Source organism: Methylobacterium thuringiense, from assembly GCF_022179645.1.
In the GTDB taxonomy this organism is placed as follows: Bacteria; Pseudomonadota; Alphaproteobacteria; order Rhizobiales; family Beijerinckiaceae; genus Methylobacterium; species Methylobacterium thuringiense.
Map to the genome: position 1 here is coordinate 162,407 of NZ_BPRA01000024.1, position 26,242 is coordinate 188,648.

Annotated in this window: 25 protein-coding genes and 2 pseudogenes; 11 read left to right on the forward strand and 16 right to left on the reverse strand. The window is 65.0% G+C overall.

Features of this window, described 5'->3' with window-relative positions; genetic code table 11:
- Positions 1-51 precede the first annotated feature (51 nt).
- The 3 genes from uvrC to MFF07_RS20605 all read left to right on the forward strand — a co-directional run bounded on the left by uvrC (position 52) and on the right by MFF07_RS20605 (position 3,043).
- Positions 52-2,106: an excinuclease ABC subunit UvrC gene (uvrC, locus tag MFF07_RS20595; protein WP_147816692.1), complete on the forward strand. Its 2,055-nt coding sequence runs from the start codon at positions 52-54 to the stop codon at positions 2,104-2,106.
- A 72-nt stretch (positions 2,107-2,178) separates the two neighbouring features.
- Positions 2,179-2,775, forward strand: coding sequence for a CDP-diacylglycerol--glycerol-3-phosphate 3-phosphatidyltransferase (gene pgsA, locus MFF07_RS20600; RefSeq protein ID WP_147816691.1), 597 nt, complete (start codon positions 2,179-2,181; stop codon positions 2,773-2,775).
- Positions 2,776-2,791: 16 nt separating this feature from the next.
- Complete coding sequence (locus MFF07_RS20605) at positions 2,792-3,043, forward strand: MoaD/ThiS family protein (RefSeq protein ID WP_147816690.1); 252 nt, start codon at positions 2,792-2,794, stop codon at positions 3,041-3,043.
- 222 nt (positions 3,044-3,265) lie between these two features.
- On the opposite strand, the gene MFF07_RS20610 is transcribed toward MFF07_RS20605, so the two are convergent.
- From MFF07_RS20610 to mdcA, 7 genes are all read right to left on the reverse strand, one after another.
- A complete protein-coding gene (locus MFF07_RS20610; protein WP_147816689.1) occupies positions 3,266-4,201 on the reverse strand; it encodes a malonate decarboxylase subunit epsilon in 936 nt (311 codons plus the stop codon).
- The gene (gene mdcB / locus MFF07_RS20615) at positions 4,198-5,007 is read right to left on the reverse strand and encodes a triphosphoribosyl-dephospho-CoA synthase MdcB (protein WP_238232796.1); all 810 of its coding nucleotides are present in this window, start codon (positions 5,005-5,007) and stop codon (positions 4,198-4,200) included. The genes MFF07_RS20610 and mdcB overlap by 4 nt, the downstream gene beginning before the upstream one ends.
- Before the next feature lie 62 nt (positions 5,008-5,069).
- Entirely contained in the window at positions 5,070-5,792 is a 723-nt protein-coding gene (gene mdcG / locus MFF07_RS20620; protein WP_306424653.1) for a malonate decarboxylase holo-[acyl-carrier-protein] synthase, read from the reverse strand.
- On the reverse strand, positions 5,722-6,438 hold the full coding sequence (gene mdcE, locus MFF07_RS20625; protein WP_147816687.1) for a biotin-independent malonate decarboxylase subunit gamma: 717 nt from the start codon (positions 6,436-6,438) through the stop codon (positions 5,722-5,724). Before mdcE ends, mdcG begins: the two co-directional genes overlap by 71 nt.
- Positions 6,425-7,339 carry a biotin-independent malonate decarboxylase subunit beta gene (locus MFF07_RS20630; protein WP_147816686.1) on the reverse strand — a complete coding sequence of 305 codons (915 nt, stop codon included), beginning with the start codon at positions 7,337-7,339 and terminating at the stop codon, positions 6,425-6,427. The genes mdcE and MFF07_RS20630 overlap by 14 nt, the downstream gene beginning before the upstream one ends.
- Positions 7,340-7,341: 2 nt before the next feature.
- A complete protein-coding gene (gene mdcC / locus MFF07_RS20635) occupies positions 7,342-7,650 on the reverse strand; it encodes a malonate decarboxylase acyl carrier protein (protein ID WP_147816685.1) in 309 nt (102 codons plus the stop codon).
- Between the two features lie 10 nt (positions 7,651-7,660).
- Complete coding sequence (gene mdcA / locus MFF07_RS20640) at positions 7,661-9,319, reverse strand: malonate decarboxylase subunit alpha (protein WP_238232790.1); 1,659 nt, start codon at positions 9,317-9,319, stop codon at positions 7,661-7,663.
- A 242-nt stretch (positions 9,320-9,561) separates the two neighbouring features.
- On the opposite strand from mdcA, the gene madL reads away from it, so the two are divergent.
- From madL to MFF07_RS20660, 4 genes are all read left to right on the forward strand, one after another.
- Positions 9,562-10,068 (forward strand): malonate transporter subunit MadL, encoded by a 507-nt coding sequence (madL, locus tag MFF07_RS20645; protein ID WP_147816683.1) that lies wholly within the window; start codon positions 9,562-9,564, stop codon positions 10,066-10,068.
- A 5-nt stretch (positions 10,069-10,073) separates the two neighbouring features.
- Positions 10,074-10,838: a malonate transporter subunit MadM gene (gene madM / locus MFF07_RS20650; RefSeq protein ID WP_147816718.1), complete on the forward strand. Its 765-nt coding sequence runs from the start codon at positions 10,074-10,076 to the stop codon at positions 10,836-10,838.
- Between the two features lie 131 nt (positions 10,839-10,969).
- Positions 10,970-11,635, forward strand: a complete 666-nt coding sequence (locus tag MFF07_RS20655) for a GntR family transcriptional regulator (RefSeq protein WP_147816682.1) — start codon at positions 10,970-10,972, stop codon at positions 11,633-11,635.
- 1,110 nt (positions 11,636-12,745) lie between these two features.
- Positions 12,746-13,585 carry an LssY C-terminal domain-containing protein gene (locus MFF07_RS20660; RefSeq protein ID WP_147816681.1) on the forward strand — a complete coding sequence of 280 codons (840 nt, stop codon included), beginning with the start codon at positions 12,746-12,748 and terminating at the stop codon, positions 13,583-13,585.
- A 157-nt stretch (positions 13,586-13,742) separates the two neighbouring features.
- Here the strand turns inward: MFF07_RS20660 and MFF07_RS20665 are convergent, their stop codons facing one another.
- On the reverse strand, positions 13,743-14,651 hold the full coding sequence (locus MFF07_RS20665; protein WP_147816680.1) for a LysR family transcriptional regulator: 909 nt from the start codon (positions 14,649-14,651) through the stop codon (positions 13,743-13,745).
- Between the two features lie 88 nt (positions 14,652-14,739).
- Between MFF07_RS20665 and MFF07_RS20670 the strand changes: the two genes are divergently transcribed.
- Complete coding sequence (locus MFF07_RS20670; protein WP_147816679.1) at positions 14,740-15,183, forward strand: PACE efflux transporter; 444 nt, start codon at positions 14,740-14,742, stop codon at positions 15,181-15,183.
- Positions 15,184-15,415: 232 nt separating this feature from the next.
- Here the strand turns inward: MFF07_RS20670 and MFF07_RS20675 are convergent, their stop codons facing one another.
- The 4 genes from MFF07_RS20675 to MFF07_RS20690 form a co-directional block, all read right to left on the reverse strand.
- Complete coding sequence (locus MFF07_RS20675) at positions 15,416-16,153, reverse strand: hypothetical protein (protein ID WP_147816678.1); 738 nt, start codon at positions 16,151-16,153, stop codon at positions 15,416-15,418.
- Positions 16,154-16,341: 188 nt separating this feature from the next.
- Positions 16,342-16,902, reverse strand: coding sequence for an HAD domain-containing protein (locus tag MFF07_RS20680; protein WP_147816677.1), 561 nt, complete (start codon positions 16,900-16,902; stop codon positions 16,342-16,344).
- Positions 16,903-18,060: 1,158 nt separating this feature from the next.
- Entirely contained in the window at positions 18,061-18,945 is an 885-nt protein-coding gene (locus MFF07_RS20685) for a cobalamin B12-binding domain-containing protein (protein ID WP_238232791.1), read from the reverse strand.
- Positions 18,946-19,343: 398 nt separating this feature from the next.
- Entirely contained in the window at positions 19,344-19,820 is a 477-nt protein-coding gene (locus tag MFF07_RS20690; RefSeq protein WP_147816675.1) for a BLUF domain-containing protein, read from the reverse strand.
- Between the two features lie 597 nt (positions 19,821-20,417).
- Here MFF07_RS20690 and MFF07_RS20695 point away from each other — a divergent pair.
- Positions 20,418-20,588: a hypothetical protein gene (locus MFF07_RS20695; protein ID WP_238232792.1), complete on the forward strand. Its 171-nt coding sequence runs from the start codon at positions 20,418-20,420 to the stop codon at positions 20,586-20,588.
- Positions 20,589-20,817: 229 nt separating this feature from the next.
- Here the strand turns inward: MFF07_RS20695 and MFF07_RS20700 are convergent, their stop codons facing one another.
- The gene (locus MFF07_RS20700; protein WP_147816674.1) at positions 20,818-21,450 is read right to left on the reverse strand and encodes a tyrosine-type recombinase/integrase; all 633 of its coding nucleotides are present in this window, start codon (positions 21,448-21,450) and stop codon (positions 20,818-20,820) included.
- Positions 21,451-21,518: 68 nt separating this feature from the next.
- Here MFF07_RS20700 and MFF07_RS20705 point away from each other — a divergent pair, with 68 nt between their 5' ends.
- The gene (locus tag MFF07_RS20705) at positions 21,519-21,695 is read left to right on the forward strand and encodes a hypothetical protein (protein ID WP_187272479.1); all 177 of its coding nucleotides are present in this window, start codon (positions 21,519-21,521) and stop codon (positions 21,693-21,695) included.
- Here the strand turns inward: MFF07_RS20705 and MFF07_RS20710 are convergent.
- From MFF07_RS20710 to MFF07_RS20720, 3 genes and pseudogenes are all read right to left on the reverse strand, one after another.
- Positions 21,696-22,778 (reverse strand): annotated as a pseudogene (locus tag MFF07_RS20710) (IS630 family transposase). It lies immediately after the preceding gene.
- Positions 22,779-23,102: 324 nt separating this feature from the next.
- Positions 23,103-23,936, reverse strand: coding sequence for an S-formylglutathione hydrolase (gene fghA, locus MFF07_RS20715; protein WP_147816673.1), 834 nt, complete (start codon positions 23,934-23,936; stop codon positions 23,103-23,105).
- Positions 23,937-24,149: 213 nt separating this feature from the next.
- Positions 24,150-25,286: an S-(hydroxymethyl)glutathione dehydrogenase/class III alcohol dehydrogenase gene (locus MFF07_RS20720; protein ID WP_147816672.1), complete on the reverse strand. Its 1,137-nt coding sequence runs from the start codon at positions 25,284-25,286 to the stop codon at positions 24,150-24,152.
- Between the two features lie 480 nt (positions 25,287-25,766).
- Between MFF07_RS20720 and MFF07_RS20725 the strand changes: the two are divergent.
- Positions 25,767-26,216: pseudogene (locus tag MFF07_RS20725) on the forward strand (EVE domain-containing protein); the annotation flags it as partial.
- Positions 26,217-26,242: the final 26 nt, after the last annotated feature.

Genomic DNA, 26,242 nt, shown 5'->3' on the forward strand with positions numbered 1-26,242 from the left:
TGCGCGCCGCCGGCCCTTCCAAGCGGAATCGCCGGACCTTACATCGGGGCCATGAGCCGCCACGCGCCCCGATCTGCCCAAGGTGACGTTCCGCCGGACGCGTTCGACGCCGCCGAGGACGACGAGACCGAGGCTCCGGCTCTCGACGATGCGGCCGAGATCGACTTCGATTTCGAGCCCGGGGCGGTCGCCGCCGGCACCGAGGTCATCAAGCGGTTCTGGTCGACCCTTCCGACATCGCCCGGCGTGTACCGGATGTTCGATGCCAAGGGCGACGTCCTCTACGTCGGCAAGGCCAAGAGCTTGAAGGCCCGCGTCGGCTCCTATGCCCGGGGCCAAGCCCATTCGAACCGCATCGCCCGCATGATCGGGCAGACGGCGGCGATGGAGTTCGTCACCACCGCAACCGAGACCGAGGCGCTGCTGCTCGAGGCGAACCTCATCAAGCAGCTGAAGCCCCGCTTCAACGTGCTGATGCGGGACGACAAGTCGTTTCCCTATATCCTGCTGACCTCCGAAGGGCCGGCTCCGCAGATCGTCAAGCACCGCGGCGCGCGCCGCCGGAAGGGCAGCTATTACGGCCCCTTTGCCAATGTCTGGGCGGTCAACCGCACGGTGAACGCCCTGCAGCGCGCCTTCCTGCTGCGCACCTGCTCCGACAGCTACTACGAGAACCGCTCGCGGCCCTGCCTGCTCTTCCAGATCAAGCGCTGCGCCGGCCCCTGCACCGGCGAGATCTCGGAGGCGGATTACGCCGGCCTCGCCGAGAACGCGCAGGCCTTCCTGTCCGGCAAGTCCAACGCCGTGAAGGACCGCATGCGGGAATCGATGCAGGAGGCCTCCGAGGCGATGGAGTTCGAGCGCGCCGCGCGATTCCGCGACCGGATCGCGGCACTCTCGACGGTGCAGGGTGTGCAGGGTGTCAACACGCAGGGCGTCGAGGAGGCCGACGTGTTCGCGCTCGACGAACAGGCCGGGCAGTTCTGCATTGAGGTGTTCTTCTTCCGGAACTTCCAGAACTGGGGCAACCGCGCCTACTTCCCCAAAGCCGACCGCTCCATGAGCGCCGACGAGGTGCTCGCCTCGTTCATCGGCCAGTTCTACGACGACAAGCCGGCGCCGCGCGTCGTGCTGACGAGCCATGCCGTCGAGGAGGCCGAACTCGTCGCCGCCGCCCTGTCGAGCCGCGTCGAGTACCGCGTCGACATCCACCAGCCCCAGCGTGGCGAGCGCAAGGCGCTGGTCGACTACGCGCAGCGCAACGCCAAGGAGGCGCTCGGCCGCCGCCTCGCCGACACCGCCTCGCAGGGCAAGCTGCTGGTGGCGCTGGGCCAGGCCTTCGGCCTGGACAAGCCGCCGCGCCGCATCGAGGTCTACGACAACTCGCACATCTCTGGTACGAACGCCGTCGGGGCGATGATCGTCGCCGGCCCGACCGGCTTCATGAAGACGCATTATCGCACCTTCACGATCAAGTCGGAGGAGCTGAGCCCGGGTGACGATTTCGGGATGATGCGCGAGGTGCTGCACCGCCGCTTCAAGCGCCTCGTCAAGGAGTCGCCGCGTACGCCGAAGGAAGCCGCGCTCGCCGCGAGCGAGGGCGGCGCGCCGGAGCCGGTCCCCGAGCCGGAGGCCGACAGCGAAACATTTCCCGCCTGGCCCGACCTCGTCCTGATCGACGGCGGCAAGGGTCAGCTCGAGGCCGCCCGCTCGATGCTGGAAGAAGTCGGCGTCACCGATCTGGCGCTTGCCGGAATCGCCAAGGGCCGTGACCGCGATGCCGGCCGCGAGACCTTCTTCATTCCCGGCAAGCCGCCGTTCAAGCTGCCGCCGCGCGATCCGACCCTCTACTTCGTGCAGCGCCTGCGCGACGAGGCCCACCGCTTCGCCATCGGCACCCACCGGGCCAAGCGCAAGCGCGAGATGGTTCGCAATCCCCTCGACGAGATCGCCGGCATCGGGCCGACGCGCAAACGCGCGCTTCTCCACCATTTCGGGACCGTGAAGGCGATCCAGAGGGCGGCGCTCGAAGATCTCGCCCAGGCTCCGGGGGTGAATGCCGCGACGGCGAGGGCCGTCTACGATTTCTTCCATACGAACGCCTGAACCCAAATGCTCAGGCCTCCTTGCCAAACGCCGCGGTTGACGCCCCCGCGAGCGCATGATTTCACCGCGCCGATGAACGCGGTCTTTCCCCGAAGGCGCTCGCAGGCCTGGACGCTGGCGAACTGCCTGACCTATGGCCGCCTCGTCGCGGTGCCGGTGCTGGTCGCCCTGTTGTTCTGGCCGGACGAGATCGGGGCGCGGTTCGCCGCGCTCGCGATCTTCATCGTGGCCGGCATCACCGATTATCTCGACGGCTATGTCGCCCGCGCCTACGCGCAGAGTTCGGCCCTCGGCCGGATGCTCGACCCGATCGCCGACAAGCTCCTGGTCGCGGCCTGCCTGCTGATGCTCGCCGCAGACCACACCATCTCCGGCTTCTCGCTGTGGGCGGCGATCGTGATCCTGTGCCGTGAGGTGCTGGTCTCGGGGCTGCGTGAGTATCTCGCCGAGCTGAAGGTCGGCGTGCCGGTGAGCAAGGTCGCGAAGTACAAGACGACCCTGCAACTCGTGGCCCTGGGTTTCCTCGTCGCGGGGCCGGCCGGCGAGACCATCCTGCCGCACACGGTCGATATCGGCCTCGTCCTGCTCTGGATCGCCGCAGCCCTCACGCTCTACACCGGCTGGGACTACATGCGGGCCGGAATCCGGCACGTCATCCACGAGCCTTGAGACGATCGGTCGAACAATGAAGCTCGTGTATTTCGCCTGGGTCCGCGAACGGATCGGCAAGGCCGACGAGACCGTCACCCCGCCACCCGGCATCGACACCATCGCCGGCCTCGTGTCCTGGCTGAAGACCCACGGCGAGGAATACGCCTACGCCTTCGAGAACGAGGGTGTGGTCCGCGCCGCGATCGACCGGGTGCACGCCCGGCCCGACAGTCCGATCACGGGCGCCGCCGAGATCGCCTTCTTTCCACCGATGACGGGCGGCTGAGCTTAGGAAGGGATGCCGTTGAGCGTGGTGCCGTCGATATCGGCGGTCCGCCCAGGGAGGCTCGGCTTCGCCACCGGCTTTGCAGACGGCGTTCTCGCCGACCGAAACGGCCGATAGCCGTCCATCGTTGTCGTACGCTAAGACATCGGAATAGAGGGTTGAATGCCGGCTTCTGTGGCAATCAGCATCCACGAATGAAATTCTATCGTGAGCAATAGCGTCTCACCGCGATTGCGCATCTCGCACCCACGCGACGATGCCGTCCGGAGACCGAAAATCCTCGAGTGCGTGGACGCGGGCTGCGGGTAGAGCGTCGCGCGCCATCGTTGCGAGCGCATGGCCGGGGCCGAGTTCCAAGACCTGATCGACGCCGTATTCGCGGCATGCCACGAGACATGCCGCCCAATCGAGGGTCTGCGAGATCTGAAGCGCCAGCTTTTCCAGCCCGGCCTTGGCAGCAAACACCGTCGTCCCATCGAGACCGCTGATGAGGCGCGGCGCACCAGGCCCGGGGCGGCACGGCTCCTCCTGCGCGAGAACATCACGAAACCGATCTGTCGCAGCCTTGAGTCGCGGCGTGTGCGAGGGCGTGTGGACGGGGAGGACGACGGCGCGCTGCGAACCGGCGCCGACGGCTTCCCGGCAGAGAGCGTCGAGCGCATCCCGCTTTCCTCCGACGACGCTGCTGTCCGGGGCATTGCGGATAGCGAGGTGGCAGTCGTGGCGGCGGGCCATGCTTTCCACCAGATCGAGGGGAAGTCCACGAAGGCCCGCGAGGCCGAAGCCATCGCCCGAAGCTGCGTCCATCGCCTCTGCGCGCGTGGCGGCAAGACGCAGCAAGGTGTCTGAAGGAAATCGCCCCGCGACGCCCCAAGCGGCGAGATCGCCGATACTGTAGCCGGCCACGATCACCCGCTTCGGACCAGCCGCCTCCACGACCGCCCAGCCGGCGAGGGCGGCGACGCAGCACAGGATCTGCCCGGTGCGGTTCTCGTGCAGCGCCTTGCCGCCGGCCCTTGCGAGGTCGCGCGGATCGGTGCCGCCGAGAAGCGGCGTTGCGGCCTGGAAAACAGGCTGAGCTTCGATGCAATCGGCCGTCAGGTCGAACATGCCCGGATGTTGGCCGCCTTGACCGGACAGGAGTACGGCAAGGCTCACGGGCCGACCTCTTCGACGGCGTCGACGAACAGCGTCATCGCCAGCAGATCCGCCGCACCACCGGGACTCAGGTTGCGCGCGACGAAGGCGTGATGCAGCCGCACAGCCTCCTTCAGCCAATCGTCGCAGGAGATGCCCCCGCGCGCGGCGAATCCGGCCGCCGCCTCGCGCGCGAAGCGGTAGCCCGCCTCTCCCCCACGGTGGAGCAGGTTGGTGTCCTGCAATTGCGCGATCAGAGCGAGACAGGCTTCGACCCTGGCCGCCTCCGGATTGTCGGGCTGAGCGACCCGGCCGCGGCGCAAGGCGGGCAGCCCGACGCGATAGAGCGTTGGAAAGCCCGCCGCAGCCTCTGCCGGCGCACCGCCGATGCGGTAGCGTTGCCGGACCCTTGCGCCGGGCATGTGCAGCAGGGCCGGCCCACCGAGAATGTCTGTTGCGTAACGGGCACGCACATGAGCGCCGAGCACACCCGGACCCAAGGGGGAGCCTCCGTCGTCGAGGGCGCCTGCCGCCGCGACGAGCAGCCCGAGGCCGAAGATCGCGCCGCGATGCGTATTGATGCCTGCCGTCGCCGTCCGCATGGCGGATTCCGCGTCGAGACCGATTCGGCGCAGAGCGTCCATGCCGCGATCCTCGGCGCCTGCACGCGCCAGTTCTTCGAAGTAAGGCTCGAGCGCTGCCGCACTCGCCTCGAAGGTCGATGCGTCCATGTCGGCGTGGCTGCCGCTGTCGACGCGGCTGACGAGGCCGGGTTTGGGGTAGGTGTCGAGTTCGAGCCGCAAGGCGTCGACTGCCAGGCGCGCGATGCGCTTCTGGCCGCAAGGCGTGGGCGTGGGCGTGGGCGGGGCAGGCCAGGCGACGGCTGCGCTCACGCCGCGATGCTCGCGCGCAAGGCCGCGGCCGGACGCATGTCCAGGCGGTCCCGATACTTGACCAGCACCTCGCCGTCCTCCGGCGCCTCGAACAATTCCCGCCAATGGATGCCGGCGCCGTCGGGCAGGATCAGTTCACCGTCCAGGCGCATCGGGGTCTTGGCCGCGACGTCGGCGATCTCGCCGAGCAGGCATGGCGGGAGCTTGTCGGCGAGCGGCCAGAGGAGATCGAGGTCCGAGGCCGGCGTCAGGTAGGCGAGGCCGGTCATGGCCTGCCAGAGCAGCGCGCCGAACGGGCGCGGCACGACGCCATGACGTCCGCCAACGGCGATCAGCGCTTCGATCGACGAACGCCAAGCGGGCGGAGCCACATCGGCAACATCCGCGAGACTCGGCGCCGGGCACGGTTCGAGCGCGTCGGGCCGCAGAACGATGCCGATCCGCCGCTTGCCGTCGCCGGGCGGCAGAGGCAGCCCGAGCGGCACCGTGAGGCGGTCTTCGCCAGCGTTGCGACGGCGCACGATCAAAGGTCGGCGCTTGTGCGCCCAGGTTTCAACGTGGGGCACGCCCTCCAGGTCTGGACGCCCGCGAAGGTGCGTCGCCCACGACGCGGGATCGATCCTGAAGAGGTCGTGGCGACGGAGGCTGTCAGGCACCGCGCGCCTGCTCTGCGACGCGCGCGGCAACGTCCTGGGCGGCCGGACGGCCGCCGCGCTCACGGCCGAGCCGGTCGCGGTGGTCGCCCTGCGGCAGATTGCCGATCAGATTGCGGATCTGGCCGTCGAGTGGCTTGCCCGGATCGAGCACGACATGGACGGCGCCGGTCGCGACCATGTTGTCGAGCCCCGGCGCGAAGACCGGGGTCGATTTCGCCATGTCCTCGAGCTTGTCCAGCGGGAGTTTGGTCACGCGTGCGACGGAGGGCAGGTCCATGACGCTTGGATGGGCCCCCGGCAGTGCGGCGAGCACGCGGGTGGCGAGCGCGGTCGCGATGAAGGCGCCAGCCGCCGAGTGGCCGTAGATCAGACCGATCGTCGGATGCCCGGAGTGGTTTGCGAGGAGCAGCGACTTGGCCAGATGGGCGAGACACTCGTTGAGGCCGAGCAGTTCGTCGCGCCGGCTCATGCGCTGGCTGTCCGAATCGATCGCCACGAGGATCGGTGCGCGATCGCCCGCGCGGATCGCTTCCAGCACGGCCGCCGACAGCGTCAACGCCTCGTCCACGCCGAGCGGTGTGGTGCCGTCGATACCGACGACATGAAGCGGATGCCCGTCGAGGCTGCCGCCGCCGGTGACGAGGCCGTTCTCGACGACGACCGAATGGCCGTCCGGAAACAGCGAGGCGAGGATTTCAGCGAGCGTCATGGGAGGCCTCCGTCACGCCTGCCACGGTTTCCGCGAAGGCGGCCGTCGTCATGGACGGGATCGCGTCGGGATCGTTGACGCCGAGCCGAGCCCAGATCTCCGTGGCGTCGCGGCAATCGCCGAACCGCACCAGGCGTGACTCCAGGCGTGCCTGCTCGGCGTCCAGGGTCGCGAGGTCGAAGGCCGGAGCGTGCCCGATCAGGTCGAGCGCGGCGGCACGGAAGGCGGAAACGGAATCGTCGACATAGGCGTCGGCTCCCCCGATCAGCCTGCGGTGCTTTCCGCCCATGGTACGCCAGACCAACGCCCGGTCGCGCGAGTCGAATTCCTCCGCACCCTTGTTCGTCTCGATCACTTCAGGACCGGAGACCGAGATGCGCCCGCTTTCCGAAACGGCAAGGCGTGAACAGGTGCCGGCGATGAGGCCGCCGCCTCCGTAGCAGCCGGACCGGCCGCCGATCAGTCCGATCACCGGCACGCCGGCCGCGCGTGCATCGACGATGGCACGCATCGTCTCGGCAATCGCGGTTTCGCCGGCATTGGCCTCCTGCAGCCGGACGCCGCCGGTATCGAGCAGGATCAGCACCGCGTCCGGCTTCACGTCGAGCGCGGCGCGAAGCAGGCCGACGAGCTTGCCTCCGTGCACTTCGCCGAAGGCGCCGCCCATGAAGCGGCCCTCCTGGGCGGCGATGAGCACGGGCTTGCCGTCGAGGGTGCCGCGGCCCGTGACGATGCCGTCGTCGAAGGCGCGCGGCAGGTCGAAGAGCGGCAGATGCGGACTCATCCGCCGCTCGGCAGGGCCCAGGAATTCGACAAATGTGCCTGCGTCGAGAAACGCAGAGAGGCGCTGACGGGCCGTGGCCTCGTACCAGCTCACCGCATTCGGATCGGGAAGAGCCATGCTCAAGCCTCCATCAAGCGGGCGCCCTGCAACAGGCGCAGGGAAACGGTGTCGGGGCGCGCGCCGCCATCGTTGATGCTGATGCGCAAGCCGCCGGGCTGCGCACGCGCGACGAAGTCGGCGACCACGGCTTCCCAGACATCGCCGAAGCCGTTGATCGGCGTTTCGATCGCGATCTCGCACGAATCGGGTGCCAGGATGCGCTCCAGCAAGACTTCGAGATTGCCCGATGCGACGACACCGGTGATCGCTTGCGAGGTCGTGCCGCCGAGCGGCTTCGTCGTCGTGTGGCGGAAGGTCAGCGTTTCCATGGGGTAACCCTCACCAGTTTCGGAACCGGGCCGGCGGCTCGTAAAGACCACCCGACCAGTGCGCGAGATCCTTGATCGACCTGGCCGCCAGCAGGGAACGGTCGGCGTCGAGCGGTTCGATGCCGAGATCTTCCGGACGGCGAACGATGCCGCGCGATCGCAGCTCTTCGACCTTCGCCTTGTCGCGTCCGCGCCCGACCTCGGTGTAACCGGCCACGCCGCGGATCGCCTGTTCGCGCTCGTCGGCGTCACGGCAGAGCAGGAGGTTCGCGATGCCCTCCTCGGTGACGATGTGGGTGACGTCGTCGCCGTAGATCATCACCGGAGCGAGCTCCAACCCGATCTTTTTCGCGAGTTCGAGGGCGTCGAGACGCTCGACGAAGGTCGGCACGAGCTTGTCGCCGAAGGTCTCGACGAGCTGTACCACGAGCTTGCGCCCGCGCATCAAGGCCGGATCGCCGGTGATCTGCGCCTCTCGGCCCGCCTTCATCCAGGTATCGGAGGGGTGGCGCCGCCCATGCGGGTCGGAGCCCATATTGGGCGCGCCGCCGAAACCAGCGACGCGGTTCGTCGTGATGGTGGAGGAGTGGCCCATCAGGTCGATCTGCAAGGTCGCGCCGATGAACATGTCGCAGGCATAGAGCCCGGCGGTCTGACAGAAGGCGCGGTTCGAGCGCAGCGAGCCGTCGGCGCCGGTGAAGAACACGTCCGGCCGCTCACGGATGTAGCGGTCCATGCCCACCTCCGAGCCGAAGCAATGCACCTGCTCCACCCAGCCCGACTCGATCGCCGGGATCAGCGTCGGATGCGGGTTGAGCGCCCAATGCGTCGCGATCTTTCCCTTGAGGCCAAGTCTCTCCCCATAGGTCGGAAGCAGCAGTTCGATCGCCGCCGTCCCGAAGCCGATTCCATGATTCAGCCTGCGGATGCCGTATTCCGCATAGATCCCCTTGATCGCCATCATGGCCATCAGGATCTGTGTCTCGGTCATCGCGGCCGGATCGCGGGTGAAGAGCGGCTCCACATAAAAGGGCCTATCCGCCTCGACGACGAAATCGACGCGGTCACCCGGGATGTCGACGCGGGGGACTTTTTCGACGATCTCGTTGACCTGGGCGATGACGACGCCGTTCTTGAAGGCGGTGGCCTCGACGACCGTCGGCGTGTCTTCGGTGTTCGGCCCGGTATACAGATTGCCGTCGCGATCGGCCGATACGCCGGCGATCAGCGCGACGTTCGGCGTCAGATCGACGAAGTAGCGGGCGAACAGCTCCAGATAGGTGTGCACCGCACCGAGTTCGATCTGACCGCCATAGAGCATCTTGGCGATGCGGCCGCCCTGCGGGCCGGAATACGAGTAGTCGAGCCGCTTCGCGATCCCCTGCTCGAAGACGTCGAGATGCTCCGGCAGCACGATGCCTGACTGCACCATGTGCAGGTCGTGGATCTTCGCCGGATCGCAGGCGCTCAGGCCACGTGCGAGGCAATCGGCTTGCTTCTGGTTGTCGCCCTCCAGGCAGACTCGATCGCCCGGCTTCAGGACGGCCTCCAGCAGATCGACGACGGAGGCGGCCGCGACGACCTTGCCGCCGCTCCGTCCGTCCGAATGCGCGCGACCGGCAGCGATTCGCGCATCCCGATCCGCACGCTGCTTCCGCCAATCCACCATCGGTCCCTCCGGGGCATTGCGTATACGAAGACGCCTAAATTCCGCATTGCAGAATTTTTATGCAGCCATCTCAGCCATTTTTGTATCCTCTATTGCGGTTTTGTCAATCAAATGTATACAGAATGAAACATAATGCGAATCACGAGGCCGCAGGAGGCGACGCCCATGGACGCCGTATACCGAACCAACGCCGATGCTCCCGGTCGGACGCCGTGCTTCCTCCTTTGCGCGGATGTGAAGCCATGATCATCCTCGGTGTCGCGCTTCTCGCAACCTGCACATTGATCGGCGTCTATCTCGGCGATCTGCTCGGTGCCGCGCTCGGTGTGAAGGCCAATGTCGGCGGTGTCGGCATCGCGATGATCTTGCTCATCGCTGCGCGCGTCTGGCTGAAGAACCATGGCCGCCTGACGAAGGGCGTGACCTTCGGGGTCGAGTTCTGGGCCGGTCTGTATATCCCGATCGTCGTGGCCATGGCTGCGCAGCAGAACGTGGTCGCAGCGGCGAGCGGCGGCCCGATCGTACTCATCGCCGCGACCGGGTCGCTCGTACTCTGCTTCGGCTGCGTGGCGCTGTTGAGCCGGTTCGGCCGCAGGCCGGAAGACGACCACTGGGCCGAACATGGCGGCTCCGTCATTGCCGGTGATGCCGAAGAACTGCCGCCCCCCAAGGGTACGGACGCCAAGACGACCGTCGAGCCGGTGCGAGACGCATCCGCCTCCGCGATTTCTGCTGGCCGGAGGCTTTGAGCACGATGTTGCACGGGATCGAACACGTCTTCATCGAGCAGAGCCTCGTCGCGGCCTTCGCCCTCGTCGGCGGGCTGATGCTGCTCTCCAACTTCGCCGCCAAGCACCTGACCAACGGGCGCGTGCACGGCTCGGCGATCGCCATCGTTCTCGGCCTCGCACTCGCCTATTTCGGCGGCTTGTATACGGGCGGAAAGAAGGGGGTCGCCGACATCCCGGCGCTCGCCGGTATCGGCCTGATGGGTGGGGCGATGCTGCGCGACTTCGCGATCGTCGCCACCGCTTTCGAGGTCGATGTTGCCGAAGCGAAGCGGGCCGGCCTGGTCGGTGTTCTGGCACTCGCGCTCGGTACGCTGCTGCCCTTCCTGGTCGGCGTGGCGACGGCGATCGCCTTCGGATACCATGACGCGGTCTCGATCACGACGATCGGCGCAGGCGCCATCACCTACATCGTCGGTCCGGTCACGGGCGCCGCTATCGGAGCGGATTCCACCGTGATGGCGCTCTCGATCGCCACCGGCGTCACCAAGGCGGTCATGGTGATGGTCGGCACGCCGTTGGTCGCCAAGTTGATCGGCCTCGACAATCCGCGCTCGGCCATGGCCTATGGCGGCCTGATGGGCACGGTGAGCGGCGTCGCGGGCGGGCTCGCGGCCACGGATCCCCGGCTCGTACCTTATGGTGCTCTGACCGCGACGTTCCACACCGGCATCGGCTGCCTCGTTGGCCCGTCGATCTTCTTTCTTACGGTGCGGGCGCTGGTCGGCTAGATCACGCCGCGTTTTGATCGAATCGATCAAAACGCAGAAAACGCGATCGATTCAAAAGTTTAGAGCAGGCTGCGAAAAGCCGTGGCCACGTTTTCGCAGCCTGCTCTAGGCTGAAACAGCGGGCGAGGACGATGGATTCGGGATCGGTCGGGGATCGCGGTCTGCTCTCCGATCACGTTCGCAACGCGCTGACCGACGCAATCGCCAGCGGCAACCTCGCCGCAGGCACCGCGCTCGACGAGCAGGAATTGGCGGATCGGTTCGGCGCTTCGCGGACCCCCGTGCGCGAGGCGCTGCGCCAGCTCGCATTCAATGGCCTCGTCGAATTGAGGCCACGGCGGGGCGCCGTCGTCATGCGCACCACGCCCGAGCGCATCGGCGACATGTTCGAGACGACGGCCGAAATCGAGGCGATGTGCGCGCGGTTGGCGACCTACCGGATCACGCCATTGGAGCGCAGTCGCCTCATCGACCTCCACGAGGCCTCGGCCCCGATGGCGGAGAGGAGCGACTTCGATGCGTATGATGCGCTGAATCGCGAATTTCACGAGACGCTCTACCGAGCGACGCACAATGCGTTCATGGCGGAACAGGCGCTCGCAATTCGCTCCCGGCTCTCCGCGTTCCGTCGCACCCAATTGCGCTACGGAACTCGCATCCAGGCATCGCGCGCCGAGCACGGCGAAATTCTTGCCGCCATGGCCGAGGGCGACGGCGAGGTTGTTGCACGGCGCATGCGGGCTCACATGCTCAAAGCAGCGAGTGCGCTCGGGCGATACATTGCCGAGCATAAATAGTGGTTCCAGTTGCGGGACTTGAACTCGCGACCGACCGCTTACAAGAGCGCGAATCTAGCCGTTCGACGATTTCAAGCAATCGCACTCAATTTCATGCCATTCAACGAAATCGGACTTGCGATCTCCGCTGGGTGGACCAAGCCCAAGCGTGAAACGCTATGAAATTTCTGGTAACTCCGCTCACCGCCGCATCGCCACGTGACTGTAACCACGTCTGCAACCGCGTCAAAAGGCTTTGAGAGATAGGGCGGTCGGCGGTGCTAAAGAACGATTTGCGTTGGCAGGAAGCAGGACGACCGCTTCGGAGCGCTCAAGTACGAATGCAGACGTTGCCATTCCGGCCGCTCGCGACCCAACCTGGCCGTTACCATTGACCTACGCCCTACTCAAAAGCGGACTTTGATCGCGCCGCCGTTCCGGCAGTAGCACGCCCATTACAATCATTCAGACTATCCGTATGAGGCTCTGGCTCGAGACCGTCGCGGCACTGGGCGCCTTCAGCATAGGAGGCGCAACTGGGCCACGTGCTCCCGGGTCATGCCGATTGATTTCACATGAGAAAGGCAGGTTCGGCAGCGAATGGACCAAGGCCATGTCACTCGTTCGAGAGCTTCTCACAAAGCCCACCAACCTGGGGATTCCATCCAGTTACACGGCCTGCCAACGGCGTGATCTACCTTGCCGCCGGCACGCTGCTGAACGCCTGGCCGGGCGCGACGCAGACGCTGTTCGGGGACCGCGCTTTCATTGGGGATGAGCAAGGACTCATCCGCGTCATCGGCTGGCTGTACCTGCTCGGAGGTCGTTCGGGCGCGCGACAGGTCGTTGCCGCGTCTGTGGTCGACCGGTCGGTTCTTGTTCCAGGCGTTCTCCTGCCACTGGCGACGTCCGGCGTGTTCCCTCATTTGCTCGTGACATTTGGTAGGCCGGACTCCACGCTTGCCGTGAGAGTGTGGTTCCTGTTCGGTCGGGATGCCACCTTGGCGCCCGGGTCGAGAGACAGGGCGCCGGAACGCTTACCCCAGTCGCTGCCATGAGGTTTCCGGCTGTGACCAGCGAGCGCCGAACGAGAACGCAGGGCGGCAGGCGGCCGGAGGAGGAGCACGCTCTGTGAAGCGCCTGAAGCTGCTTGGCCAACGTACGCTTGTCGCGCTCCTTGGCCTGATCACCGTCTGGCTCATCCTGGTTCTGTTCTACGACGTCGCCGACCGTCGCCTGCCACTCGTCTTGGCGATCGCGTCCACCTACGTGGCCGCCGCCTACCTGATCCTACCGCGCGCGATCAGGCTCGGTGCCCACATCCTCAACCGGGGTCGGGTACCCTCCTACACGATGACCGGCGATGGATTGCCGGGCGATCCGGTCAACCTCGTCCTGATCGGCACCTTCGATGATTTGCGCCGTGCCTTCGCCCTCGCCGGCTGGACACAGGCAGATCCCCTGGGCCTCCGCAGTTCATGGCTGATGGCCTACGCCTTCGTCCTGAACCGGCCCTATCCGAGCGCCCCATTCAGCACGCTATTCCTGTTCAACCGAGGGCAGGACACCGGCTTCCAGTGCTCCATCGACGACAGCCCCCGCAAGCGCCACCACGTCCGGTTCTGGGGCCTTTCCGCCGAACGCGACGAGGGATCCCTGGACACGGTGGCCTTCTGGCTCGCGTCTGGCTCACCGGCCGCTTCCGAGCGCGCGATGTGGGTCGGTGCCGCGACGAAGGATATCGGTCTTTCGTTGACGAGCCTCAGCTTACAGGTCACCCACGCGACCGACGTCGACGCCGATGCAGAGCGTGCGTTCCTTGTACAAGTGCTGACGGATCACGGTGGGATCGGCCCGGTCCGCTACCACCGGCCGGGCGAGCGGCTGACACTTGGCTCCGTGAACCGCTACCTCAGCGATGGCATGCTGGCCGTCGCGGATTTGAGGCCGGAGCCCGATCATGGGCGTTGACTTGGCGTCCATGGCCGAAGGTAGCGTTCTACGGAACGGAAGCAGTCGGACTTCAAACCACCCCAAGCGGCCTGACCGCTTCTGGAAAGACGCGTGAGAAAGGCGGGTCCCGATGCATCGTCCGACGATCGCTGCGACCTCCTCCGAAGCTCGTCCCTCAGCCTGTCCGGCCGCCTCCTGACAAATTACCAACCCGATCCGCCGCGAAGCGCTCGCGGAGCCATGCCGCGGCGGGGCCGCAAGGCCGTTGCTTGTGCCAGACCAGTTCGAGGGCGATGGGCCAGTCGCCCTTGTCGAACTGCAGGTCCGGCTTGACGAGGTACGGCGCGGTGAGGGACGCGGCGATGACGTGGTCGGTGACGAAAGCCCAACCGATCCCGTGCTTGACCATCTCCAGAATGACCCAGTGGCTTTCCACCCACCACACCTCGGCGGCCACCCGCAGGCGGCGCTTCTCCGGCCCGTCACTGCGGGCGGCCACAAGGATCTGGCGGTGGCGTTTCAGTTCCTCCCACTCGACCCGTGCCTTCGCCAGCGGATGATCACGCCCGCAAACGAGCTTGAGGGGCACCCAACCGATGGTCTGAAAGCCGAGCTCCGTGGGCAGCACCTCCTGGCGCCACATCACGCCGAGGTCGGCGGCTCCGGACTGCACCATGCGGCTGACATCCTCCATCAGCGGGAAGAGCAGCTCGAGTTCCACGAATGGGAAGCGCCCGGCAAAATCGGCGAACAGGGCGCCAAGGGCATGCTCGGGATAGAGTTCGTCGATGGCGACCACCAGCCGGTTCTCCACCCGCTGTTCCAGGCTGCTCGCCACGCCGATCATGTGCTCGCGCCGGTCGAGCACGACCCGCGCCTCCAGCAGGAGCCGTTCCCCCGCCGGGGTGAGCACCGGATTCCTGCCTGCCCGGCTGAACAGGGCCAGACCCAGATCCGCCTCGAGGTTCGCCACCTGTGTGCTGACGGCCGACTGCGCCTTGCGCAGCGCACGGGCAGCCCCGGAAAACGAACCGGCCTCGGCTGCCGCCACGAAGGCCTGAAGCTGGTCAAGGGAGACGGCCATCTATCTGAGTTCCAGATATGTACCAACTTGCCGACCGGAATATCACAGATAGAAGGCGGCGGACCAGACGCGCTTTCCAGGCCAGACCATGCGCAGCACACGCGACCGTATCCGCCACGCCATCCTGTTCGAGATCGTCGGGCTCGCGCTCATCGTTCCGCTCGGGACCGTGCTGTTCGGCCTGCACGCCTCCGACATGGGCGTGATCGGCGTGGGCAGCGCCCTGGTCGCGACGGCGTGGAACTACGCCTACAACCTCGGCTTCGATCGCGCGATGCAGCGGCTGGTCGGGCACACGCGTAAGAGCCTCGTCCTGCGGGTCGGCCACGCCGTGCTGTTCGAAGCGGGGCTGCTCGTGATCCTGCTGCCACCGATCGCCTGGTATCTCGGCATCGGCCTCGTTCAGGCCTTCATCATGGATATCGCGATCGCGGCCTTCTACGTGGCCTACGCCTTCCTCTTCAATCTGGCCTACGACCGGGCCTTTCCCCTGCCGGGCTGGGGCGAGGTCGCAGCGGAGCCCTCCCGCTGAGCATGTCCGAACCTCGCGCCCGCCTTCTGGTGTTCGGCTGCAGCAACCGGATAACGGGAGCAGGTATGCAGCTGAAGGCTCGCGTCCGTACGTCGAGCCAATAGCCGCCGACGTTCGGGAATGCCTCGTTGAAAAGGATCCTCGAATGCAGGTCTAGCACGATGAAAACGTCGTCGGTGTCCCAGTCACCGGTCCGATGCGATTGCGCCGCTCTATAACGTCGCCCCCGTGATCAAGCGGGAACGGGTGATCTGCCGAGTGCTTCGCCTGCCAGCCGACGCAAGACTTCCGCATAGCGGGTCAGCACTCGGGAGAGCGGTGAGCGCCACAAGCCATATCCATCGTCGCACAGTGGATCGTTCACCACCGGGCTGCCGTCGCTGCCGACAAGCACATTGCCGATATTGGGGTCGAGCCCCTGTGGCGACACCGCCCGTAGTTTGGCGACATAGGTCTCGTATCCGGGCCACGTGGCCCTGAACGCCTCGCGGATGCCGTCGAAGCTCGCATGATCGACCCGCGGCTCATGCGCCGGCCATTCAACTTTGAACCGATCGCGCACGCCATCATCCATCGCAACACCCGGATGGTCGGCGATGACGGCATGGGCGTAAGCCAGCCACCAGATGTCGTGCGCAGGATTGGTCAGCCGCGAGCCCACGGTCATCAGGGCACCGCAGCGGCTGACATGCATGTCGTAGATGCGCGGCGCATGCGGTCCATTCGAGCCCGCAAACCCTTTACGTAGGAGAGCCGCATAGTCGCCGAACCCGTCAGCCTTGCGCGCGAAGCGCACGACGACATTCGGGTGGTCCGGATGCGCGTGGACGGTGCCATGGTATCCGAAACCGATCTCGGACCAGCCTGTGGCGAGGAGCGCGGCATAGGCCCCAGCAGCCGACCGTTCGACGATGCCCAGGGCAGCAAGCGAGGGGCTGAAGGTCTTTTCCTGAGTTCTGAACCCGAACATCGCAGCCGCTCCTTCCTGCCACTCCATGACCCCACGCGACGCGCACTCAGCAGCCGCACGGATGCGGTGTCGAGGTGCGACCGGACGAGCAGGTCCGGCGGAGGTCTAGGTGACCCAGTCGATGTCGGGGGGCGGCGTGACGCGCGTGTCACTCCACTGTCATGGAATGACCCGAGCCTTCGGAAAGTTCAATCCCTACCGAAGCGTAAATCGGCAGTTGTGGGATGTGAGCCATTCCGATCCGCCGTCCGGCGGACGTCGACCATCCCAGCCAGCAGCCTCCGGGCCAGGCCCCGATCCGCTTCGCTCAGGCCGAATTCCGCGATCGGCCGGACGTGCCGACCCAAGTGCACGGGGCCAACTTCGACGTCGTCGAGGACGAGATAATCCGTGATACGATTCCGGGTCGCGTGCTCGGCGATTTCGTCGCCGCGTCCGGCTCGCTCGGCGGAGAGCATACCGCCCGTCTTGGCATCTCGGCTCGTCTGCAGGATGGCGGTGTGCCAGTCGGGGTGAAAGCAGGTTTCGGGAAGGCCGGCATCGATCAAGGTCGGACGGCAATCGGCGACGCGCCATGTCGATGAAACGACCACCTTGGCGTCGAACTCTATCACCAAGCCGGCGACGATGGCGACCTGGACTGGGTTGAGCTCGTCCTTGCCGGCGCGCCGTTGATAGCCGACCGTCGTCACAACGCCGTCCACGTCGAGGTAAATCGTCAGCGGAGCGGTGCCTCTATGCTCGTTCAAGAGGCCAACCTCGTCTGGTGCAGCAACCTTGCATTCGCCGCGGACGCCTACAATGCGTCGCTGCAACCGTCCAGCGTGCGCATGAAGGACACCATAAGTGCGGGCGGTGCCGCCTTTGGCCGAGGTTGACGATCAGCTATGGCGCGGACAAGTCTCTGACGTCGACGCGCGGAGCCCGAACCATAGCGGACCCGTATGCCTTGGGTCTGTCGATCAGGATGTTAAGCGCACCAGATGCGTGCGGCCGGCTCGGGTAATGAACCAATCGTCGTGGAGACAGAGATTACGTCTTGTCCGGCTCGGTCGAGGGAGCGGCAATGGTGCCCACGCCGTGGCCCAGATCCAATCCCCTATGGGGCGGTACGCCGCTCGGCAATACGGGCGCGGTCGAGGCCTCGTCCAGCACCTGTGTGAGGCCAGCCTCTACCTTTTGGATGAGGTCCGCAAACCTGTATGGCTTGCTAGAGCGCTTTCCGACCAAGTGGTTGCCGGTTGGTCGAAAGAAAGCGCGTCACAACAAAGGATTAGAGACGCCGACCCGATGCAATCGGGTCGGGTACGGCTCTAAGCAAGTGCGTACCCGGCGGCAACTCGCGCTGAAGCTCGGCTCCAACTCCCGAGGTGACAATGATGCCGACATCGGGCCAACGGTGGTGACGAGGTGGGCCAGGGCCACACCATCGCCTACAATGCTACGCCCCGTGATGAGTATGCGCACGGTGGCTGGTCCTTGAAGCATCGCCAGTGCCTCGGCGGCGGTGCAGACCTCTATGGCCTGATAACCAATATTCGTCAGCATGTCCGCGGTGACCATACGGACGAGCTGGTCAGACTCTGCGATGAGGATAGCTATGGGCCTGCTGTCAGACACAGACGTGCTCCGCGTGATCAAGGCGGGAACGCTCGCTGCTCTCAGGCAGAGGCGGCCGGTACCGAAGCCAGCGATGCTCCTTTATGCGTCACTTATTACCCAGACGCGATGACCCGCGATCGCAGTAGCTCGTCACCTAAGGGGTGCACCCTGGTAAGGCCGCTTTCCACCTAATCCGATCGAAATCTCTGCTACACCCGACAGCCTGAAAGCGGACCTTCCCCCAAAGCCTCTTAAGGGCCGGGACCGGCCCCGGCAGCGGGGTACCAAGCGTCACATTTCCCTTATTAGGCGCGTGTGGCGCCCACGTAGGTCAGCAGCCGTTGCGCCAGCAGCACTGCGGTCGGCGCGTCTACCGCCGAAGCATCAGCGCCGACCTGTTTGACGTATTTGGGATGCTCAAGGAAAACCGGGCCGCCGACCATGACGCCGATGGACGTGTTGAGCGAAGCCCGACGCACGGTGCGGATTGAGGCCGCCAGGTGATCGAGGTGGCTCTCCCGGCTTAGGGTCAGACCCACGACGCCGAACCATTGTGATCCGACCCGTTCGGCAATCTGCTCGGGACTGGAGGCGAGGCCACTGGCGACGTGCCAGCCAGCCTTGCGCATGAACTGCTCGACGATCGCCAGGCCGAAAGTGTGCTGCTCGCCCGGTGCTCCCATCAGGAGGATGCGACGCTTCTCGTCGAAAGGCGCGATGCCGCCGTCCATACGGAATGTGGCCAGCAGGAATTGCAACTGAGCCAGACCAGCTGTGACCTCGATAAAATCGCACAGGTCATCGTCCCACATCCGTCCCAGCAGCGCGGCCGAGGGCGCGAGAAGGTCGAGGAACAGGTCATCGGCCGCATAGCCCTGCACCATGAGGGCGCTGAAGGCCTCCATGAGTGCCGTGACATCGTGGGCAAGAATCAGATCGGTGAACTCAGCCACCGCCTCCGTTTCGAGCTTCGGCAAAGCGTCCGGTTGTACGCGCAACTCGTTTCGGTCGAGTAGCATCAGGCGTGGGATAATCTCGGCCTGGATAACCCGGCCAAGCGCCAACGTCCGTTCGCGCGCGTGTTCGGCAGATCTCCGTCGCGCGTAGTCCTCTCGGACGCCTGCCGCTTCGGCGATCTCGGCTGTCAGCAGGTTGGCCCACTCATGGTGGGATGGTCCCAGTTCCAGCATTGCTCCCTACCCACGGTCCAGAGTTGAGATCCCCGTCGCCATCCGGCCGTCGAGCAGCCGTTTTAAGGGGCAGGAACAAACCTCACGGCAGTCGAAATGTAAAGGTTGACATTCGACCCTTCGAACCCAATGACCGTTGTGCCACGCCCCGTCCACCCACCACGAATAGCGGATGAAGTGCTGGGCTGTGCCAAGTATATCAACACTATAAAGAAGATATTTGTCTTTGTTTTGTCTGCGGGAGCCGGCGTTCGGCAGAGTTGAGGTACGGAATCAATTCACTTAGTGCGTTTCGCAATTCGCCTCGCGCAATTCCATTTGGCGACTTGCGAGCGGATAGACCATTTCGCCGCCACACCAGTGGCGGATCGCCTTGGAGTGACGAGTTGCCGGCCCGATCAACTTCGCCCAAGCGAATTCAGCGGTCCTGAGTCGAGTTGCTTGAGAATCCGCGTGAGCGCCGCGACGTTGTTTTTGTCTTCGGCACTTTCGAGTGCGTCCTGTAGGACCATGCGGATGTCTTCGGCCTCGACCTTATCCATGTCCCAGTTTGGATAGAGACGCTCTCGCTTTTCTTCACTCTGGTCCAGCGTGACGATATCGTAATGCCGCGGATCGCTATGTAGGCTCGCGATCAGATTCTTCATCTGGGCGGCCGGCCCCTCGATCCACTGGAAGAAAACGCCGCTACCGAAAACCAGCACCCCGGTGATACCGCGCGCGAGATTATTGCGCTGGGCCAACTCGACGATGCGACCGACCTCGGCGTCGTCGACGCTGTCGACGGCACGGCTGCAGTAAACGAAATGATGTAGCGCTGGCAGCGCTGCTTCGTCCAGATCAGCGTCGCGGAGAAAGCCATATTCGTCGAACATGGGTAGGCTTGCTCCAGTGATGTCAGTCAAGGCGTTTCGCCCGGCGAGCGAGCAGCGACATAGTGCAGTTGGATGCATTTAAAGTTGAAGCGTGGCGCACAGACCGACGTGCGGATACCGAAAGTGCTGCTATTCGATGCCCTCAACAGCCCGCTCGCCCTCGACCAAGCCATCTGACTTAAATCCATACTGCATTATTTCGTGCGCGGGCGACAGCGAAATTGCCGCCGCAGTGCTGTCTGACATGGCACGCACATCACGTTTCGCCACGTGCGTGATCCAAACCACCTTTGCCGTAATGGGATCCGCTCAGGCAACCAGCTGCGTTCAAGGCCGGGTCAGGCTACAAATCAACTTCGGTCAGAACGCTTCTGCCTGAAACTGCCGGCGCGTCCGTTAAAGGCGCCCTACCGGCCGTGACCGGCACATCCAATCCAGAACAAGTGGTTGAGAGGCAGGGCCCCCGCGCACGGCAAGCGGCGGAGATTTACGGGTCAGCGCAAGCGGTGAGCCGGTCGCCTCCGGCCAATCGAAATCGGCGGTCCCAGCCTCGACTGCATCCTGCACGTCATCCCCAAGGGGGCGGCCGACGGCGTGGTGCCGCGCACGAACAAGGTGGTGATCGGCGGCTTCTTCCTTGTGGCTACGGTGCCGGCGGTGCTCGCCGTGCAGCCGGACCCTACGCCGTACATCGAAAACATTCCGGCGAAGCTGCGTGATTTCTGGAGCAAGAGCGCTCAGCTGCAGCGGCACCCGCCGCCGGCCTGATGCGCCAAGGTCATAATGATTTGGGCCCGCCCGGCTTTGGCCGCGGCGGGTTTTTGCATGCCTGGTGCGTGCCACTGGAGAACGCTTCGTGGACGAAAGTTGAAACTGGAACCGCCAGTTTCAACTCCGGCCGGAAAAAGTGGTGCCGGTTGCGGGACTTGAACTCGCGACCTACCGCTTGCAAGGCGGTTGTCCGAAGAGATTTGCATGTCGTAAGCCTCTGTCTTTGCTAAGAAATTTTGGACGGCTTTGGCTTTCGCTCCAAACTTTGGGACTTTCCTCGGGACTTGGTGCGACGGCGGTCATCATCGGCGGCCGTCGTTTTCATCGCCTCGCGGAGATCGTCGAGGCTCGCGTGCGCGTATTTCTCGGTCACACGCATGGTCGAATGGTTGAGCAGGCGCTGGACCAGCTTCAGGTTCCCGGTGGCGCGTAGGGTCCGCGTCGCGCTCGTGTGTCGGAGGTCATGGATCCGCAGGCCGACGACCTCGGCCTTGTCCATGGTCCGGCGCATGCGGGAGCCGAGCCCCCAATAGGTGATTGGGTAGCGGTCAACCTTCACCAGTTCGCGGCCGGATCGCTCCTCGCGCCGGGTCCGCTGGCAAATGTAGGTGAAGACGTGTGTCGGGTGGTGCCCTCGCAGCGGCCAGAGCAGGGCATGCAAATCCGGCGTGATCGGGATGATGTGCGGCTTGTCGCCCTTGCCGACGATGCGCAGGACTTCGGCGTCGAAATCGACCTGGGGCCACGTCAGCGACACGACCTCGCGCCGGCGTAGGCCGGGGATCTGCGCGAAGACCCGCGCTGGGCGATAATTGGCGCGCTCGTGATCCTCGATCCGACCCTCTTCCTCATAGGTCATCTCGCGGACGCGCTCGCGTGGCTCGGCCAGAATGTGGGCCGTCCAGTTCGGTTCTCCGATGCATTCCTGTGACCGACGACCTCTCGGAAGACATCGGCACCCCGCATCCGCTCGCCATCCCGGCAACGGATCAGCCGCAGTTTGACCTCGGCGCGGCGACGGTCACGGAGATCGGCGGCACGCAGAAGTCCGTGCCGGATGCGCTCGCCGCGAAGCTCGCGACAACTTATACCAACGAGCGCTGATCATAACCGATGAGCCCATTCGCGCAGTCGGATGGACATGATCTTCCAGGGTTGATCGGTGAGCCTGTTCCAGGCGTTGCAGCAGCGGTCGACGATGTCCTCGTAGGATGTGAAGATCCGGTCGCCGAGCCAGTTGTCGCGGATGAACTGCCAGACATTCTCGACGGGATTGAGTTCCGGAGCGCGGGCTGGGAGCTGCAACAGTGTGATGTTGTCGGGCACGACGAGGTCGCCGGCGACGTGCCAGCCGGCGCCGTCGAGCATCAGCACGGCATGGGCGCCGGGATCGACGGCGAGGCTGATCTCGACCAAGTGCGCGTTCATCGCTTGCGCATTGCAGCGGGGCAGGACGAGGCCGGCGCCCTTGCCCTTCTCGGGGCAGATCGCTCCGAAGATGTAGGCATGTTCCGTACGCTGATCCTTGGGGGCTGTGGGCCGCGTGCCGCGACGCGCCCAGCGACGTGGCAGGGTGTTCTTCTGGCCGACGCGAGCCCTCATCCTGAGGCTCTCGAAGGACGTCCTGCCACCACAGCTCGATGTCCGTGCCGACCGGCAGCGTGGCGCGGATCGCCCTCAGCGCGGCGGGCAGACTTTTTTAAACACCGCCAGCGCGGCCGAATCCTGGGCATAGTGCCGGGGTCTGGCGGAGAGCTTGGCAAAGCCGAGCTTCCGCAACGCGCGCCCGACCGTGGTCTCGTCCAGGCTGACGCGGAAGCGCGCATAGAGCCAGGCGGCCAGATCCGTGCGCCGCCAGCGCACGACGCCGTCCTGATCCGGGTCTGGACCGTGCTCGACGATCGCGGCCAGCGCCCGGCGCTGGTCGTCGTTCAGCTTGGGCCGCTGCCCCGGTGCCTTGCCGTCGATCAGGCCAACCGGACCATCGGCGTTGAAGGCCAACACCCAATCGCGCACCGTCTGCAGGCCCACCGCTCCGATCCGGGCTGCGTCCGTGCGGTTGCCACCATCGTAGATCGTCGCCAGCACCAGAATACGCCGGCTTTGCCCGGCATCCCGGCTCGTCTTGGCTAGATGGCGCAGAGCGTCGGCGTTGAAGTTTTCGCGAAGCGGCGCGGCTGCGGACATGGCAAACCTCCCCGGTTCACCGCATCGAATCAGATCCGCCGCCTATCCGAAACCCCGTGAGTCACCATCAGAGCTCGCTGGTATTATTTCGCTGCGTTAGACAACTGACTAACCCGGCGAGTAGCGATTGCCGCTCGCCGAGAGGCCTGAGATGTGCTGGACGGCCCGTATAGGCGGAAAGGAGCCGTGGGTCGTCACTTCGCCTAGATGGATTCGGCAGAGGATGTCTCGATGCACATCGCTGATGCGACGTCCAGAGAGGATGTCATGCTACATCAGACCATGAAAGCCCTGACGCTCCGTTGGGAAGCCACGCTGGCGATGTCACTTTAGTCGCGCGGCGGCCCAGGCGATGTGGTCGTCCATGAAGCTGGAGATGAAGAAGTACGAGTGGTCGTAGCCTTCGCGCATGTTCAGCGTCAGTGCGATGCCGGCCTTTTTGCACTCTTCCTCCAGCAGCCACGGCCGCAGGCCGTCCTGAAGGAAGCTGTCGGCGGTGCCCTGATCTACGAGGAATTCGGGGAAGCGGTGGCCGTCGGCGATCAGCGCGGTGGCGTCATGCGCGCGCCATGCGCTCTCGTCGGTGCCGAGATACTTCTCCAGCGCCGGCTTCGACCAACCGGCGGTCATCGGCTGAGCGATCGGCGCGAAGGCCGAGCAGGACTTGAAGCGGTCGGGATAGGTCAGCGCGATGGTCAGCGCACCGTGGCCGCCCATGGAATGGCCGAAGATGCCCTGGCGGCTCATGTCAGCGGGGAAGTTCTTCGCCACCAGTGCCGGAAGCTCCCCGGTGACGTAGCTCCACATCCGGTAGTTCTTGGCGTAGGGCGCCTGGGTGGCGTCGAGATAGAACCCGGCGCCCGAGCCGAACTGCCAGTTGCCGGCCTCGTCTGGAATGCCCTCGCCGCGGGGGCTGGTGTCGGGAGCCACAATGATGACGCCGTGGCGGGCGGCGGCCTGCCGGTACTCACCCTTGTCCATGACGTTGGCATGGGTGCAAGTCAGGCCCGAGAGGTACCACAGCACCGGCACGGGGCCGTCGGCGGCCTGAGGCGGCACGAACACCGCAAAGGTCATCGGGCAGCCGGTGGATTCGGCCTCGTGCTTGTACACGCCCTGGATGCCGCCATGCGACAGGGCCTTCGAGACGGTTTCCATGGGGTGATCTCCTGGCGCTCTTTGAGCCGTTCGGGGCCGTTGGTCGGTGCGGGCTCCTCCCTTCCCCCATTAAGCATGGGAGGGTGGGCCTCGCGTCAAAGACGGTAGGGAGAGGAGAGCGACCTTTCCGGAGAACGTGCTCCCCTTTCCCTACCTGCTTCGCGGGCCACTCTCTCCCCCCGGAGGGGGGTAGGGAAGACCCGCGGGCTGGTTCTAGTACAGCACCACCGAGCGGATCGACTTGCCTTCGTGCATAAGGTCGAAGCCGTGGTTGATCTCGTCCAGGGGCATGGTGTGGGTAATCAGGTCGTCGATGTTGATCTTGCCCTCCATGTACCAGTCGACGATCTTCGGTACGTCGGTGCGGCCTCGGGCGCCGCCGAAGGCTGAGCCCTTCCAGACGCGGCCGGTGACGAGCTGGAACGGACGGGTCGAGATTTCCTTGCCGGCCTCGGCCACGCCGATGACGATCGACTCGCCCCAGCCGCGGTGGCAGCACTCGAGGGCTTGGCGCATCACGTTGACGTTGCCGGTGCAATCGAAGGAGAAGTCGGCGCCGCCGCCCGTCGCGTCGAGGATCGCCGCGACGACGTGATCGTTGCCGACTTCCTTTGGGTTGATGAAGTGGGTCATACCGAACTTGCGGGCCATCTCCTGCTTGTCCGGGTTAATGTCGACGCCGATGATCTTGTCGGCCCCGACCATCCGGGCGGCCTGGAGCACGTTGAGGCCGATGCCGCCGAGACCGAACACCACGACGTTGGCGCCGGGCCAGACCTTCGCGGTGTAGATCACCGCGCCGATGCCGGTGGTGACGCCGCAACCGATGTAGCAGATCTTGTCGAACGGGGCGTCTTCGCGGACCTTCGCCAGCGCGATCGCCGGCAGGACGGTGAAGTTCGCGAAGGTCGAGCAGCCCATGTAGTGGAACAGGGTGTTCTTGCCGCCCGGGCTACCGCCGGTGGAAGTGCAGGAGAACCGGCTGGTGCCGTCCGGCATCACGCCCTGTCCCTGCGTCGAGCGGATCGCGGTGCAAAGGTTGGTGCGCTGCGACAGGCAGGACTTACAGCTGCGGCACTCGGGCGTGTACAGCGGGATGACGTGGTCGCCGACCTTCAGGTCGGTGACGCCGGCCCCGACCTCGCGGACGATGCCAGCGCCCTCGTGGCCGAGGATCGCCGGGAACTTGCCCTCGGAATCAAGGCCCGAGAGGGTGTAGGCGTCTGTGTGGCAGATGCCGGTGGCCATCACCTCAACGAGCACTTCGCCGGCCTTGGGCCCCTCGATGTCGATGGTTTCGATGGTGAGAGGCTTCTTGGCCTCCCACGCGACAGCAGCGCGCGTTTTCATCACGTGTTCCTTTGTCTGGATGATAACGGACGGTGCCGAACTGCCGACTCTTCAGCGCGCCTCGCTCAGGGGCGGCACGCTGAACGGCCCGAAAATCTGGGGCGTGTGTGCTGCTTCTCGCGCGCGGATGCAACGCTTTCGGCTTCGTTTCGAGCGAACCTGTGCGTTTCGCATCCGAGACGGCGCTCAGGACGGCGACGCCAGCCTAACGGCATCGGCCGCTTAAAAGGACGCATGCTGATTTCGGCTAATTTTAGTAATAGAGAGCTGGTTCGCTCAACGTCCGCTTCCAGGCATTGCGGCGGACAGCCGAAATGACTGGGTCGGATGCGGAACGTCTGCTTTCGGGCAGGAAGCCAACTTCTGCTTCTGGCGCATAGGCGAAGGGCTTCGTTGGCTGCAAGCTGAAGCAACGATCGTGGCTTGTGTTCGGGCAATCGATTGCATTAACGAGATCGCTCAAATCACAAGCGTCTTATAATGGCCCTCGGCGTTTTTATCCATCGTCCTGATTCGGTCTACGATGACAGTCCGGCCGAGCGCTACCAATTCCCCCAGCAGTACTTGACCCGCGTCCAAGCCTGTCTTGGCGACTGGATCGTTTACTACGAACCACGCAAGATCACAGGCACACGTGGATATTTCGCGATTGCACGGGTCCAGGATGTCATCCCAGATCCCTCAGGTGCTGGCATGTTCGTCGCGGTTATCGAGCCCGGCAGCTACCTGGATTTCGCACGCCCGGTGCCGTTCGCTGATGAAAGCGGTGTCCTGGAGCGAGGCGTTCTGAACGATCAGGGCCGGATCTCGGGACGTGCGCAGTCAGCTGTTCGACCGATCTCACCGGCTGATTTCGATCGTATCCTCAGCCTTGGCCTGGACGAACGACGTGTTGTGCTACCGCGAATGGACGAGCGCATCGCTGATCCCGGCTTTTGTGTAGGGCGGTGACAAAA